Annotated in this window: 9 protein-coding genes; 6 read left to right on the top strand and 3 right to left on the bottom strand. The window is 61.7% G+C overall.

Annotated elements, in window-relative coordinates; translation table 11 throughout:
• Positions 1-10: 10 nt before the first annotated feature.
• Positions 11-700, top strand: coding sequence for a hypothetical protein (locus BHV64_RS01320; RefSeq protein WP_217727693.1), 690 nt, complete (start codon positions 11-13; stop codon positions 698-700).
• Positions 701-915: 215 nt separating this feature from the next.
• Here the strand turns inward: BHV64_RS01320 and BHV64_RS01315 are convergent, their stop codons facing one another.
• From BHV64_RS01315 to BHV64_RS01305, 3 genes are all read right to left on the bottom strand, one after another.
• Positions 916-1,203 (bottom strand): hypothetical protein, encoded by a 288-nt coding sequence (locus tag BHV64_RS01315; RefSeq protein ID WP_118406072.1) that lies wholly within the window; start codon positions 1,201-1,203, stop codon positions 916-918.
• Between the two features lie 324 nt (positions 1,204-1,527).
• Complete coding sequence (locus BHV64_RS01310) at positions 1,528-2,463, bottom strand: class I SAM-dependent methyltransferase (RefSeq protein ID WP_022062094.1); 936 nt, start codon at positions 2,461-2,463, stop codon at positions 1,528-1,530.
• Between the two features lie 18 nt (positions 2,464-2,481).
• Positions 2,482-4,311: a peptidase U32 family protein gene (locus BHV64_RS01305; protein WP_118406073.1), complete on the bottom strand. Its 1,830-nt coding sequence runs from the start codon at positions 4,309-4,311 to the stop codon at positions 2,482-2,484.
• 464 nt (positions 4,312-4,775) lie between these two features.
• Between BHV64_RS01305 and BHV64_RS01300 the strand changes: the two genes are divergently transcribed.
• The 5 genes from BHV64_RS01300 to BHV64_RS01280 are packed head-to-tail and all read left to right on the top strand — an operon-like array spanning position 4,776 to position 14,995.
• The gene (locus tag BHV64_RS01300; protein ID WP_083810243.1) at positions 4,776-5,975 is read left to right on the top strand and encodes a BACON domain-containing protein; all 1,200 of its coding nucleotides are present in this window, start codon (positions 4,776-4,778) and stop codon (positions 5,973-5,975) included.
• Between the two features lie 12 nt (positions 5,976-5,987).
• Positions 5,988-9,530, top strand: a complete 3,543-nt coding sequence (locus BHV64_RS01295; RefSeq protein WP_288115499.1) for a BACON domain-containing protein — start codon at positions 5,988-5,990, stop codon at positions 9,528-9,530.
• A 23-nt stretch (positions 9,531-9,553) separates the two neighbouring features.
• A complete protein-coding gene (locus tag BHV64_RS01290) occupies positions 9,554-11,080 on the top strand; it encodes a BACON domain-containing protein (protein WP_217727692.1) in 1,527 nt (508 codons plus the stop codon).
• Between the two features lie 19 nt (positions 11,081-11,099).
• The gene (locus BHV64_RS01285; RefSeq protein WP_015547596.1) at positions 11,100-13,019 is read left to right on the top strand and encodes a S8 family peptidase; all 1,920 of its coding nucleotides are present in this window, start codon (positions 11,100-11,102) and stop codon (positions 13,017-13,019) included.
• Between the two features lie 32 nt (positions 13,020-13,051).
• The gene (locus tag BHV64_RS01280) at positions 13,052-14,995 is read left to right on the top strand and encodes a hypothetical protein (RefSeq protein WP_015547595.1); all 1,944 of its coding nucleotides are present in this window, start codon (positions 13,052-13,054) and stop codon (positions 14,993-14,995) included.
• Positions 14,996-14,997 lie beyond the last annotated feature (2 nt).

Below are 14,997 nucleotides of genomic sequence, written 5' to 3'. Positions count from 1 at the left end.
CCGACACACCATGAAGAAATCCTTAAAAAACCGGTTTAAAAAGTGGAATATCGGCGACTATGTCCGCCAATTCTCGATCGTTACGGGCGGCGTGCTGCTGACGCTGTGGCTGACGGCCAAAATCGCCGACTCGGCAAAACAGAGGGAGGTGCGGCAGGCCATGCAGCTCGTTGCGCTCGAACTACGCGACAACCTGCAAGTTATACAGGATTACAAATGGATGTACAACGACGAGAAACGGGTCGCATACCGCCTGAAGGAGCATGATTTCTCGCTCGACGGTCTTCCCGCCGACACGGTAGCTTACTATACCCGGCGGATCACCGGCAGCATGGGAAAACCCTACCGCTTCCTAACCGACGCGCTGGAGATGTTCAAGACGACGGGCATCGCGTCCGACATCGCCGACAAACAGATCGTCATCGACCTTCTGCGCTGCTACAACGAACTCGGGGCATTCGACAACTCGATGAATATCTACTACGACCAGCGCATGAAAGCCATCCTGCCCGAACAGATGGGGGAAACCTTGTGGTCTGCGGATACGAATATCGACAAGGTATTCGGCAAAATGCTCGCCAGCAAAAAGGTGCGGAACTGGCTCGGTATGATTCCGAGGGCTTTCGACTCACGCTACTTCGAGACGAATGAAGAAAAGCTCGAAACAATGATTGCCGAGCTGGAAAAACGCTACCAGTAGATCAAGTGTCCGCGGATCGGTCAAAAGCACCGCGATCAGTCCTACCGGCGGTGTAAAGATCACGCTGACGAGGAGTGCTCAATCGCCGTAGTCATCCCGGTGGGCATACCCGACCGGTTCTTCCTCCGAAGTGGAAGAGCCTTCTTTAAGGAATATCCCGGAATCGAAGCGCCGGGCGGTCTGATGCAGGGGTATGGACATCTCCGTTCCGGGTTTCACAGAGCCAGCAGCATGGCCCCGCCCGTCAGCGCCAGCAGCAGGAACGCGGCGAAGAACAACAGCCCCAGAATGGCGACGACGGTTCCGACACAACCCCATCGCTGCCCTCCGCCGGGCAGCGGATCGGTCAGCAGGGCGACGATCAGCCCGACGAGCGGCGTGAAGATCAGGCTTATCAGAAACGCCCAGCCGAAGCCGATACGGCGGTGGCTGCCGATGATGCCCACCAGCACGGCGAGGAAACAGCCGCTCAAAATTCCGAATATCACTGCAAGAATACTCATATCACGTGTTTTAAGGTTGATAGAATCCGTCTAAACTCACGGGCGCAGAACCGAAAGGAAAAAGGAACGAAGCCTCCGGGAGCTCCTAAAACCGGCGGGCCTCCGCAGGGCGGAGCTGCGCCCTGCCAACTTGCCCCGGCAAGTTGAAACCGATTTCTTATGCCCTTTTCGGCCGCTGCAATTTCGCAGTCTGCAACTGCCGTTCTGCGCTCGTATTCATAGAACCGGCGTCTTACGCCTGCGCCGCGGAACGCGACACGGGATTCCGACTTGAGGACGGCTGCCAAAAACACAGCGCATCCCCCGCGCCCCCCCCCGCAAACCCTACCGCGTAAACCGGTAATAGGTTCCCAACGGCAGCTGCTTGCCGGCCCGGTCGGTGAAACACAGCTCGCCCCACTGCTCCTCGCGCGGCGCGCCGAACGCCTGCCTCACAGCCGTGCGTGCCAGCGTCGACGAGAGGCCCATCGAGTAGAGGTTCAGCACCAGAAACGCCCCCCGGGGTTCGAGCAGCTGCGCGCAGCACTCCAGCATCTCGCCGATGTTGTCCTCCAGAATCCACCGCTCGCCGCCGGCCCCGCGCCCGTAAGCCGGGGGATCGAGGATGATCCCGCGGTAAAGGCTCCCGCGGCGCACTTCGCGCCGGACGAATTTCAGCGCATCCTCGACGATCCACCGCACGCCCTCCAGGCCGCTCAACTCCATGTTCTCGCGCGACCAGGTCACCACCTGCCTGACCGAATCGACGTGCGTCACCTCGGCCCCGGCGGCCCGCGCCGCGAGCGTCGCCCCGCCCGTATAGGCGAAGAGGTTCAGCACCTTGGGGGCGCCACCTCGCGCAACGCCCGAACCGACAGCCGCAACACGCTCGCCATCAGTAGGTCCGTCTCCGGCCAAAGCCCGGCAGTTGTCGTAGATGAAATTCCAGTTGGCGGCCTGCTCGGGGAAGATGCCCACATGCTTGAACGACGTAAGCCCCAGCCGCATGCGCAGCCGCATCCGCTTATAGGCATACTCCACCACCCAGCGGTCGGGCATTCCGGGCGCGAGACGCCATTCGCCCCGCTCGTCGCTGCGCGCATCGCGCCGAAACGAAGCGTCGGCCATGCGCCGCCACTCCTCTTCGGCGAGCGAGCGCCTCCAGATGGCCTGCGGCTCGGGACGGCGCGTCACATAACGCCCGAAGCGTTCCAGTTTCTCGAAATCCCCCGTGTCGAGGAGTTCATAATCCCCGAAATCGGGCGTCAGCTGTTCCTGCATACATTATTTTATAAATAGTTACACACCTTCCGGCTCCCGCTTTTCAAGCGGATCGACCAGCGACATTTCGCAGGCCTCGCAGTCGAACGCCAGCCGGTAACGGTAGGCGCCGTGTTCCAGAAACAGGTCGCCGCGCAGCCGCGGATGCTCCCGAAGGCATTCGCCGATCTCGCGGCGGATACAGTAGGCCGAACGCAAGACCACATGCCCGGCGGTCGTCGACGCGAGGTCCAGCCCCCGTTCGATCTGCCGCACCCCGTGGTCGCGGTAGAACGCCTCGGCCAGCCGGTTGGTGACGTTCTCCTCGGCCGCAAGCCGTTCCGACGGGTATTTCGCGGCGGGATTCTCGGGCAGAATGCGGTGTTCCGGCCGCCGTTCGCGGCGCGCTCCGGCAAGTGCCGCCAACGCTTCGCGGCGCAGTTCCGCAGCCAGCGACGCCGGCACGAACCACTCCGCGCCCCGCACTTCGGCTTCGCGGACCGCGAAGATCGTGTCGCCCGACTTCATCGCCTGCGCACGCAGTGCGGCGGCATTGGCGTCGGGATTCTTCGCCGGGTCGAGCCGCACGGCCCGCACGGCCGAGGCCGCAACGCCCTCGCAATCCGTATAAGTAAGTTTCAGCCCTTCGGCCGTCGCCTCCGCCGCGGCCTTCGCCGGAATCACCCGCCGCGTGCGGCTGCGCTCCACGGCCAGCGTGAAACGGCGGTCGAAATTGCGGCGGACCTCCGCCCCGGGCGTGATCCCCTCCATGCGATTGGGCGTGATGCGGCGACCCTCCACGGCGTTGACGTTGGTCCCGGTCACGCCGCGCGGCGTCAGGAAACAGATGCCGTCGCCCGGCGCAAGATCGTGCGCACCGTCGAGCGTGAACGTGCCGCCCGAAACGCCCGCCACGCGGCCCACCCGTTCGCCGACCGCCTTCGGGGTGTCGAACGACGCCACTCCGGCGCGCTTTCCGTCCAGAAAATAGTCGGACTCCCCGCGTGTAAAACTCTTCGACGGATCGGGCGTGAAATCCGGGACGCTCTCGCCGACGGACGACCGCACCAGCCCCGGCCGCAGGGCCAGCGCCTCGTCCACCGCCCGGCGGTAGTGGGCCACAACGTTCCGGATATAAGCGAGATCCTTGAGCCGACCTTCTATCTTGAATGAAGTGACGCCCGCATCCAGCAGATCGCCAATGCGTTGCGAAAGATTCATGTCGCGCACCGACAGCAGATGCTTCCCGGCAATCCAGGTCCGGCCCTTTCCGTCGGTGAGGTCCCACGTCAGGCGGCAGGGCTGGCTGCACGCCCCGCGATTGCCGCTGCGCGCGGACATCGACCGCGAGAGGAAACAGCGGCCGCTGTACCCCACGCAGACCGCCCCGTGGACGAAGCATTCGACCTCGGCCGCGGTGGCGGCGCAGATGGCCCGGATCTCCTCCAGCGTGAGGTTGCGTTCGAGAATCACCCGCGCAAACCCCGCCTCGCCCAAGAACCGCGCCCCCTCGGGCGTGCGGTTCGAAACCTGCGTCGAGGCGTGCAGCTCCACCGGAAGGTCCATCCGCCGCAGAGCCATGTCCTGCACGATCAGCGCATCGACGCCCGCGTCGATCAGGCTGCGGGCCTGCCGTTCGGCGGCCTCCAGTTCGTCGTCCCACACGAGCGTGTTGAGCGTGGCGTGGACCCGCACTCCGAAGCGGTGGGCATACTCCACGACCCGGGCGATCTCCTCCGCGGAGTTCCCCGCGGCCTGCCGCGCGCCGAACCGCGCGCCGCCGATATAGACCGCATCGGCGCCGTAGTCCACGGCGGCCGCGGCCGCAGCGTAATCTTTGGCAGGAGCTAACAGTTCGACGAGTTTCATTTTTTTCTTTTTGCAAAAGTAACAAAAAGCGGTCAATATCGGGACGTCGCGGACGGAAAATCGCGGGAACCGCCGCCGGGACGGACATTATCAATTATCATTCAACAGCTTACGCCCCAAATGGTCAATATATAACAAATACACTTCTTTTTCACCGGACCGGAAATATCCCTGCGATGACAATATCCGACAAACAAAACAGTTGCAGCCGCAAAACGGCTGTCATTCTTCAAAATCGTTAAAAATCAACCTTATACACACGCATAACACCGAAAAACAAACAATAAGAAAAGACTTTTACGACAATATTTTCAGGATTTCCAGAAAGCATTCGGGCAAATTTTCGTATATTGTGCCGCAAATAAACAAGTCCAAAAATTTCACACGATGCAATTTTCAGCAAATACGGTTCTCCGGAAACGGGATACCGTACCCATTCATTTTTTATTCCTAATCCAATTTTTATGAGAAGATGCTTTACGCTATTGACGGTTCTCGTCCTCTGCGCCTCAAGCGGCTGCGACGACAAGAACAAAGAGGAGGTCGCGGATGTGATCGTCCTCTCGCGAAGTAGTGTCGCGTTCGCCCAGAAAGGCGGAACGACCACCGTCGCGGTAGCCACGCCCTCCGACTGGAAGGTGAGCTGTCCGGACGATTGGGTGACGCTGGCCTCCGAAGAGGGCCTGCTGACCATCTCCGCGGCAAGCAATACGACCGACAATGTCCGCAACTCGAAAATCACCGTGGAAACGGCCGGCGACAAACAGGAAATCGCCGTTCACCAGGCATTCTCGTGGGAAACGGTCCTGCTGTCCACCACCGCTTCGGAGGAAATTTCGCTGGATTCCGAAGGTGAGAGCGTTCTCTTCACCGTGGTCTCCAACGGCCAGTGGAGCGTCACGAGCGACGCCGACTGGGTTTCGGTCGAAAGCGACCCGGTCAGCGGAACGGTACGCGTCGGCGCCCCGCGCAATCCCGACGCCCACCGCAATGCGACGCTCACCGTCCGGGCGACCAAAGGCTCCGCTACGGAATCCTGCAAAGTGACCGTTTCGCAAATCTCACGCGAGGAAAACCCCTACTACCAAATGCTGGGATATTACGGACTTCATGCGGAAAACTGGTATTACGGCCGTGAACCGATCGGCGTGAGCGGCACGGGTACGTTCTGCACCGTCGAAGAGAAAGAGTACCGCAAGAGTTTCTACATCAAGAACCTGTTCCTGACGGGCACGGTCGTGGAAGCCACCTACGACAAAAACACCCAAACCATGTCGATCGAACTGGGCAGGCTCTGCTACACCCGCGAGATCTCCCCGACGGTCTCCCGCTTCCACTACCTGTACTCGATCAACATGCAGGGCGGAGGTTTCCACAACGGCATGCTGACCGGCAGACTGGGAGAGGGCTACAACGACGACGCGGACGAAACCCGCAAGGCGATCCTCCTGAACGGTTTCGAATCGCCGTACACCACGCTGGGCATCATCGGATACCAGGAGCAGCAGTGGCTGTCGTTCGGCGACCTCTACTACGCCACCGGCACGATGTATCTCGTGGACTGGGACATTCCGGCCGACACCGGCACGGCCCCGACCTCCGTCACCCGGGCCGCCGACGGCATCGCACCCTCGGGCAGCACCTTTCCCGTATCGAAACATTAAACCGCAGCACACATGAAAAAATTATATGCACTGACAGCTTTACTGCTCGGCATGATGGGGTGCTCCGAAGAGACGATCACCTACACCAATCCCGTCCCGGGCGACGAACCGTCCGGCATTGCGGCCGAACTGGGCATCTCGTCGAAAAACACATGGTTCGCCGCTGAAGACGAACGCAACGCCTCGATCGGCTTCAAGAGCCTGGGCGGAGAGGTCGTCGTGGACATCCAGACCAACACGACGTGGAAATACGACGCCGTCAACGCCGGCTGGCTGACCATCGAGAAAGACGACGTCGCCGACCAGCTCGTCCTGAACTGCGAGGGCAACAAGGTCGAGGAGCAGCAGCAGGCTACGATCACCATTACCGCCGGCGACAAGACCGCGACCATCTCCGCCACGCAGAACGCGTACGGCACGCTCGAAATCGCCGCATCGAAAAACAACTTCCAGATTCCCGCCGTCGGCGAACTGACCGCCGAATTCGAAGTGCAGTCGACCGACGAAGACTGGATCTTCGAAACCAAAGACTGCCCGTGGCTGCTTCTCGAACAGCAGGGCGACAAAGTCACGATGACGCTCGACCCCAACGAGGAGATCGAGGACCGCGAAACGACCTTCGTGCTGATTGCCGGCGAGGGGGGGGGTAATCCCGTCTCTGAAACGATCCGCGTCACGCAGGACCGCGCCGTCTACGTCAACGTTTCGCTAAAAACCATTCCCCTCTCGCCCACTCCCACCGAATCCGACAAAAAAGAGTTGGGAATCAGATCCAACTACGACTGGGAGTACACGCTTTCCGAAAATTCCGACTGGCTCTCCGCCACGAAAACCGAGCAGGGACTTACAATCACCGCAGAGACCAATTCGAGCGGATCGTCCCGCACCGCAACCATCACCGTATCGGCCGGCGACGGCAAACAGAACCAGACCGAACAGGTCGTCACCGTCTCCCAGACCGGTCTGGACCTCGACGCCTTCATCCTCGGAATCGACATCACCTCGTCGAGCCTGAAGACCTATCTGCCGTTCGACAAGGCCATCGACGCCACCATCGACTGGGGCGACGGCAGCATCGAGGAGAACGTCACCTCCGCCTACCCCTCGCACACCTACACCGACCCGGGCTACTACATCGTCTCGGTCAAGGGCAGCGTGACGTCGCTCAACTCCTACGACATCCCCGACTACGGACTGGGCGAACAGTTCAGGGAGGTTTACAACTGGGGCCGCACGGGGCTGACCTCGATGGCGCGCGCATTCCAGAACTGCCGCGAGCTGAAACGGATTCCCTCCGACAACACCGAAGCCTTCGCCAAGGTCACCACCTTCCACTATGCATTTGCCGACTGCCGCGTCCTCGAAGCCGTTCCCGACGGGCTGTTCGACCATGCAACCGAGGCGGAAACCTTCGCCTACTGCTTCCAGAACTGCAACATGGTCACCGAAGTGCCCGCCGACCTGCTTTACAACTGCACGAAGATCACCTCGGTAGGTTCGCTCTTCTCCGGCACGGCGATCACCCAGATCGACGAGGATTTCTTCTCTCGCAACACGGAGCTGACCGACTGTTCGATCATCTTCTCGAACGGCAAACTGAAGACGGTTCCCGAAAAACTCTTCGCCAACAACAAGAAGGTGACGACCTTCAACTCGCTGTTCGCCAACACCGAGTCGTTCGAATCCGTCCCGGCCGGCCTGTTCGCCAACAACCCCGAGGTCGACTCGTTCCGCATGCTCTTCTCGGGAACAAGCCTGAAATCCGTCCCGGCCGGCTTGTTCGCCAACAACCACAAGGTCACCAATTTCCAGAGCGCATTCAGCAAAACGGCCATCCAGAGCGTTCCCGCCGACCTGTTCGCAGGCTGCGACAAGGTGACGACCTTTATGAGCTGTTTCACCGGATGCAGCGAACTGCAAAGCGTCCCGGCCGAGCTGTTCAAAAGCAGCGGAGCCTTCACGACCGTGACGAAGACCGCCTTCAACAACATCTTCAAGGACTGCACCTCGCTGACCGAAGTGCCCGCAGGGCTGTTCGACGGCTTTACCCTGGTCACCGCCTTCAACGACGCCTTCAACGGCTGCGCGTCGCTCACGACGCTCCCCGCAGGGCTGTTCGCCACCAATACGGCGGTCACCTCGTTCACCAATGTCTTCAAAGGCTGCACCTCGCTCAAAAGCATCCCCGAAGGCGTCCTCGGCGGACTTTCCAAAGTCACCTCGTTCTCGGGCCTGTTCGCAGGCTGTACGGGGCTTGAAGAGATCGGCGCCAACATCATCTCCGGCTGCGCCGCCTGCAAGAATATCTCCTCGATGTTCAAGGACTGCGACAACCTGAAAACCGTTTCCGCGGAGGCTTTCGCCGGCGCACCCGCGATCACCAACATCGGCAGCCTGTTCGAAAACTGCACGCTGCTCGAAAGCGTTCCGGAGGATATTTTCGCCGGGATGCCGAATCTGGCGACCGCCACCAGCGTATTCGCGGCGTCGGGACTGAAAACGGTTCCCGCCGGTCTGTTCAGCCGCAATCCCTCCGTCACGACCTTCGGCAAGGTGTTCCAGAACTGCGCCGCACTGACGACGCTGCCCGACGGACTGTTCGCCGGCAACCCGAAAGTGACGACCTATTCCAACGCCCTGGAGAACTGCACGGCCCTCGAATCGGTCGGCCTCCTCTTCGGGAAGAGCACGGCCTCGGCCAAATGCGACCGCCTCTTCGCAGGGGCCACGGCACTGAAGAGCGTGCCCGCCGGAATCTTCGACGGACTGACCGGGGCGACGGCCTTCAACAACACGTTCTCCGAATGCTCCGCCCTGGAGACGATTCCGGCAGGGCTCTTCGCCAAGAACGTCAACGCGACCACCGTGGCCCAGTGCTTCCTGAACTGCACCCGCCTCACGACGGTTCCCTCGCGCCTGTTCGAAGCCAACACCAAGACGAAGACCCTGACGGAGATGTTCTCCGGCTGCTCGGGAATCGAAAGCATCGCGCCGGACGCCTTCACGGGACTGAACGGCACGTCGCTCAATTTCCAGAAGGCATTCCTCAACTGTACCTCACTCCGGGAGATCCCCGACGGGCTGCTGAAAACCACGCAGATTTCAACCTACACCAGCCTGTTCGCCGACTGCACGGGACTGGTCCGCGTCGGGTCGGAGGTGTTCAACTGCGCTTCGGCCACCATGTTCAATTCGGTCTTCGACGGTTGTACGTCACTCGAAGAGGTCGGCAAGAACATGCTGGTCAGCCCCGTCAAACTGACCAGCGTCGCGAATCTCTTCCGCGATTGCGGGACGCTCAGGAGCGTTCCGGTGAGCCTGTTCGACGAAGCCGTGAAGCTCAAGACGCTGACTTCGACCTTCCAGGGCTGCGCGTCGCTCGAAGGCGAATCGCCCTACACGGTCGTCGACGGCGTGAAATACCACCTGTACGACCGCACGGCGGAGAATGCCGCCGCCTCGGGACTCACCGCGATCACCGCCGCCAAGAGCAGTTTCGCGGGATGTACGAAACTCTCGGACTACGACAAGATCCCCACCACGTGGAAGGAATAGACGAACACAAAACGATCCCGAACATGAAAAATACGATAATATGCAGCATCGCAGTGCTGTCGGCCGCACTGCTGGCAGCCTGCACCGAAACCACCCGGATATGGCCGGAGGAGGGCGAAAGCAAGGCCTACGTGGAGGTGTCGAGCCAAAAAGTGATCTTCGACGCCGACGGAGGCAACGCCGTGATCACCGTGGCGACGAACGCCGACGGCTGGGACTACGCCGCCGAAGGCGACTGGTTCACCGTCGCCCGGCAGGACGGCAACGCCCTGCTGGTCGAGACCCTGATCAACGCCGGAGCCGAAACCCTGACGGGCAAACTCACGGTCAGCGCCGAGAAGAACGGGGAGACCGTTTCGCAGGAGGTCGCACTCGTACAGCGCGCCGAACGGAGCGTCAACCTGAGCGCCGAAGGCACGGCCAACTGCTACATCGCCCGGACCGGCGGCGTCTACAAATTCGACGCATCGGTCAAGGGCAACGGCGGCGGCGACGGAGTCAGCGACTACATCGCCAACTACGGACTCGCCATCGAGGACGGCGCCTTCGCCGAACTGCTCTGGGAATCGCGCCACGACGGCGACAAGACCATGTCGCGCGAAATCATCGACGGCGCGCCGATCTACCGGGGCGGCTACGTGACCTTCTCGACGGGGCGTTCGGAGGGCAACGCCGTGATCGCCGTGAAGGACATCAAGGGCAACATCGTCTGGAGCTGGCACATCTGGGTCTGCAACGACGAAATCACGGCGCACGACCACATCGACTCGGAAGGCAAAGTCGCCGCCGTGATCATGGACCGCAACCTCGGAGCGCTGAACAACACCCCGATGGACGTGGGCAACCGAGGCATGTTCTACGAGTGGGGCCGCAAGGACCCCTTCACGCCTTCGCGATCGCCCTACCACGCGAATACCGACGGCAACAACGTCCCGGCCTACAACGAACCGAACACCGCGATCGGCGACGGAACGGGAACATGGGTCTACAACGCGCAGGCCGCCGTGCTCGCCACGCCGCCGGCCAACATTCCCAATTCGATCCTGAACCCGATGACCTACCTGCAATCGCCGTACAACGGCCACGCCGACTGGTACTGCACGGGAACAGACCCGAAGGCCACGCATCCGGGGCTGTGGGGTCCCGAGAAGACCATTTTCGACCCCTGCCCTCCGGGCTACAAGGTCCCGGGACCCGATCTCTGGGGCATTCCCGCTGGAAACAACTCGATCACCAACGGCGGCGCCGCGGCGGATTACGACGAAACCGGCGTCAGCGTCAAATGGGACTGGAACGCCTACGAAGACTGCGGGCGCCGCTGGAAAAACACCGGCGACTACTACCCGATGGCCGGCAACATCTACTACACGGACTACATCTCGGTGAGCATCTGCAACTACACGGGCGGCATGGCATTCTACTGGACCGCCCAGGCGACTCCCGATGCGACGAAGTCATCGGCCTACTTCGTGAACTTCAACCCCAACTGGTGCAATTACAGGCTCGGCGAGCACGACTGTTCCGCACAGATACGCTGCATCCGGGAATAACACTAAAAACTGATCGTCTATGAAATATCCATTCAAATCGCTTCTCCTGGCGGCAACCGTCCTCGCGGCGGCATCGTGCGCCAAGGACGACACGCAGAGCGGCGGCGAAGAGACCGCGGGTCCCGTCATCGTCAACGCCTCCCCGGCGGCCATCGGCGGCGAGATCATCCTCAAACTGAAGACCGAGGCCTCCGGCATCGTGGAAAAGAGCCGCGCGCAGGGCGTTTCGAAAGGCAGCGGCATCGACGAGATCGACCGCATCCTCAACACGGTGAACACCGTACGTTTCGAACGGCTCTTCCCGGACGGCGGGCGTTTCGAAGAACGCACCCGCAGGGAAGGCCTGCACCTCTGGTATTACGCCAAATACGACCCGTCGGTCCCGACGAGCGAGATGGCCAGCCTGCTCTCTTCGTGCAAGGACATCGAAATCATCGAATACTCGCTGGCCGCCGAAACTTCGGACCACCGCCGCGCGGCATCTCCCGCCGCCGGGGCGCAGAGCGTCACCCGCGCCATCGCAGACGAGGTGCGCAACGTCCCCTTCCCGTTCAACGAGAGCGAACGCTCGCAGCAGATGCAATGGCACTACAACAACACGGGAAACATCTTCGCGCAGACGAGCCAGCTGGGCGCCGACGCCAACGTATACGCCGCCTGGCAGCTCTCGACGGGCAATCCCGACGTGATCGTCGCCGTCGTGGACCAGGGCGTCAAGTACGACCACGAAGACCTGGCCGCCAACATGTGGGTCAACGAGGCCGAACTGAACGGCACGCCGGGCGTCGACGACGACGGCAACGGCTATGTGGATGACATTTACGGCTACAACTTCACCAAAGAGACCGGCGAACTGGATTTCTCGGCCGAACTGATGCACGGCACGCACGTCGCCGGCACGATCGCCGCCGTGAACAACAACGGCGTGGGCGTCTGCGGCATCGCAGGCGGCTCGGGCAGGGGCGACGGCGTGAAGATCATGTCGTGCGAGATTCTCGGCAAGTCGGAGTCCGGATCGTCGGGCGCCGGACTGGCCGGACAGATCCGCGCCATCAAGTACGCCGCCGACAACGGCGCCGTGATCTGCCAGAACAGCTGGGGATACACCGCCGGAACCATCTCCGTGACCGACTGGACACGCGGTTCCTACTCGGCGCTCTCGCGTGCCATGGAGTACTTCAACAAATATGCGGGACTGGACGAAAACGGCAACCAGACAGGCCCGATGGCCGGCGGCATCGTCCTCTTCGCCGCGGGCAACGACGCTTCGAGCGAGGTCTGCTATCCCGCCGCCGACGCCAACGCGATCAGCGTGGGCGCAACCGCGTTCACGGGCGCCCCGGCCTACTACACCAACTACGGCACATGGGTCCAGATCTCGGCCCCGGGCGGCGACCAGATGCTGAGCAACGCCTACGGCGGCGTTTACAGCACGAGCGTGGCCGCCGACGGCTCTTCGGGCTACGAAGGCAGCCAGGGGACCTCGATGGCCTGCCCCCACGTGTCGGGAGCCTGCGCGCTGGCCGTCAGCTATTACTACGGTGCTGAAAAACGCAAGGGCCTTACGGGCGAAATGCTCCGGCAGGCGCTGTTGAGCAGCACCCAGTCCGTCGACCGCTACTGCACCGGCAAATACCAGCAGTATCTGGGCAACATGGGCATCGGCAGCCTCGACACCTACAAGCTGCTGCGGAACATCGCCAAGATCGACGGCATCCCGGCGCAGCGGGTCGGCGTGGGCGACACCGTCAGCATCGACCTGAGCAACCACTTCACCGCCACCAATGTCCTGGGGTACACCGTTTCCGTTCCCGACCTCGTGAAGATCGAACTTCGGGGCGGAGTGATGAAGCTCACCGGCCTCAAGAAAGGCCGGACGACGATCATCGTCTCGGACGGCGCGGCCATTCGCAAACCGATCGAGGTAACCGTCGAATGACACATTCACTAACGCAAAAGAGAATCAAACCTATGAAAACCTTTTATAAATACGCGGCATTCGCGGCGGCGGCCCTCGCGGGACTGTGCGCCTGCTCGTCGGACGACGACGCGGCGGAGACCGGCTCCGGCCTGCAACCCGTCGCACAGCCGCAGATCATCGTCAGCGACCTGACGACCACCGGATTCACCCTCCGCTGGGAAGCCGTCGACGACGCAGGGTCCTACGTCTACACGTTCGACGGCGGGAGCGAAACCTCGACAACCGGCTGCCGGCTGGAATTCAACAGTCTGGAACGGCAGAAAGAGTATGTCGTGGCGGTCAAGGCCTGCCCCCGGGACCCGGCCGAATACACCGAATCCCCCTTCACCTACATCCACGTGCTGACCGACGATCTGGAGCAGCTTCCCCAGCCGAAGATCACGCTCGGCAGCGCCTATGCGTCGAAAACCGTCATCTCCTGGACCGAAGTGCCCGAAGCGGAACTCTACGAGTTCTCGGTCGACGGCGGGGAGGTGTCGACCACCCGAAACCGTACGGTCATCCTGTCGAAACTCGACAAGGGCCGCACCTACTCCTTCTCGGTGCGCGCCATGACGTCCGACGCCACGCGCTTCACCAACTCGGAAGCCGCACAGCTCTCGTTCGTCACCTCGGACGCCGACGTTCCGCCGCTGGTCATCGCCCCGACGACGATCATCTCCGACGCCGTGGCGTTCGACATCTACGCCTCCAGCGACGAAACCTACTATTATGAGATTCTCCCGGCCACGACCTTCGCCAAGTATTCGCCCGAAGAGCTGATGACCGCCTTCCAGACCTATATCGTCGAATACGCCAAAAAGCAGGGCATCAGCCTCCAGCTGGCCATGGCCTCGATGCTCAAGTCGGGAACCCAGAGCCTCCAGATGACGGGACTCACCCCCGAGTTGAGCTACGTGATCTTCGCCTTCGGCATGGACCTGCGGGGCAACATCACCTCGAACCTCTCCTCCACGCAGTTCAAGACCACGGCCGACGGCTACTCCGCCGGTCCGAACTACGGCGGCAGCGACTGGTTCACGCAGCGGTTCTACATCACCAACGCCTACCTCGCCCTGACGGGTTACGGCTGGACCAACTCCGTGTGGACCCACTGGAAGGGAGACGACGTGACGGACGTCCGTTACCGTACGCTGACGACCAAGCTCTTCAATCAGGTCTTCTCCGATCCCTACGACCGACAGGCCATCGCCGCATTCCTGAAAGACCCCAATTACGGAGTCCAGTTCAACCCCGAGCTGCTCTCGGCGACGGTAAACAGCGCCGACGGTTACAACGGACTTACGGAAGGAGTCAGCGCCGGCACGTCCTACACGCTGCTCACGCTGGCCACCTCGTCGAGCGGCGCCGAAACGGTCTGCGTCAACTCCGTCACCACGAAGACCAGCACGGCCGCAGCCGCGTGGTTCGCAGCCGCAGCCTCGACCAACGCCAACTACGGCCCGACGCACAACACCGTGGCCGGCGTCATGAAGGGCATCGACATCGCAACGGTGCGTTACGCGATTTTCAAACAGAGCGCCCTGGCGAACGTCAGCACGGACAACTATCCGGCCGTGATCGAAGAGTTCGGACACGACCTCAAGGAGGAGTACCTCCCCTACATCAACGGAAACGGCTTTGCCATCCTCTTCACCGGGGAGAGCGGCGTAACGCCCGAAACCACGTACGTCTTCATGGCGACGGCGACCAACACGGTCGGCGACAAAGTCACCAAATGGGGTTCGGCGACCACCAGCGCGGCTCCGGACGCCGCCCGGGCGAAGGCGCAGGCCGCAACCCGAACGGACGAACCGCTCCGGTCGCCCGCCGGGAAACCCATCGCCAACCCCGAGAAGTTCATCTACCCGATGGAGAGCGTCCAGCTGCCCGCCGGAGCGAAACCCGAAGGCGACCTCTGGACCATCATTCACAACACGCACAACATCAAATAAGA

This window comes from Alistipes sp. 56_sp_Nov_56_25 (assembly GCF_001915285.1).
GTDB lineage: Bacteria > Bacteroidota > Bacteroidia > Bacteroidales > Rikenellaceae > Alistipes > Alistipes shahii.
Note: the sequence above shows the minus strand (reverse complement) of the source record. Positions and strands in the feature narration are given on the sequence as shown.

Excerpts from the sequence above, each read along its gene's own strand:
- BHV64_RS01320 (WP_217727693.1), top strand. The coding sequence starts at position 11 with ATGAAGAAATCCTTAAAAAACCGGTTTAAAAAGTGGAATATCGGCGAC.
- BHV64_RS01315 (WP_118406072.1), bottom strand. The coding sequence starts at position 1,203 with ATGAGTATTCTTGCAGTGATATTCGGAATTTTGAGCGGCTGTTTCCTC.
- BHV64_RS01310 (WP_022062094.1), bottom strand. The coding sequence starts at position 2,463 with ATGCAGGAACAGCTGACGCCCGATTTCGGGGATTATGAACTCCTCGAC.
- BHV64_RS01305 (WP_118406073.1), bottom strand. The coding sequence starts at position 4,311 with ATGAAACTCGTCGAACTGTTAGCTCCTGCCAAAGATTACGCTGCGGCC.
- BHV64_RS01300 (WP_083810243.1), top strand. The coding sequence starts at position 4,776 with ATGAGAAGATGCTTTACGCTATTGACGGTTCTCGTCCTCTGCGCCTCA.
- BHV64_RS01295 (WP_288115499.1), top strand. The coding sequence starts at position 5,988 with ATGAAAAAATTATATGCACTGACAGCTTTACTGCTCGGCATGATGGGG.
- BHV64_RS01290 (WP_217727692.1), top strand. The coding sequence starts at position 9,554 with ATGAAAAATACGATAATATGCAGCATCGCAGTGCTGTCGGCCGCACTG.
- BHV64_RS01285 (WP_015547596.1), top strand. The coding sequence starts at position 11,100 with ATGAAATATCCATTCAAATCGCTTCTCCTGGCGGCAACCGTCCTCGCG.
- BHV64_RS01280 (WP_015547595.1), top strand. The coding sequence starts at position 13,052 with ATGAAAACCTTTTATAAATACGCGGCATTCGCGGCGGCGGCCCTCGCG.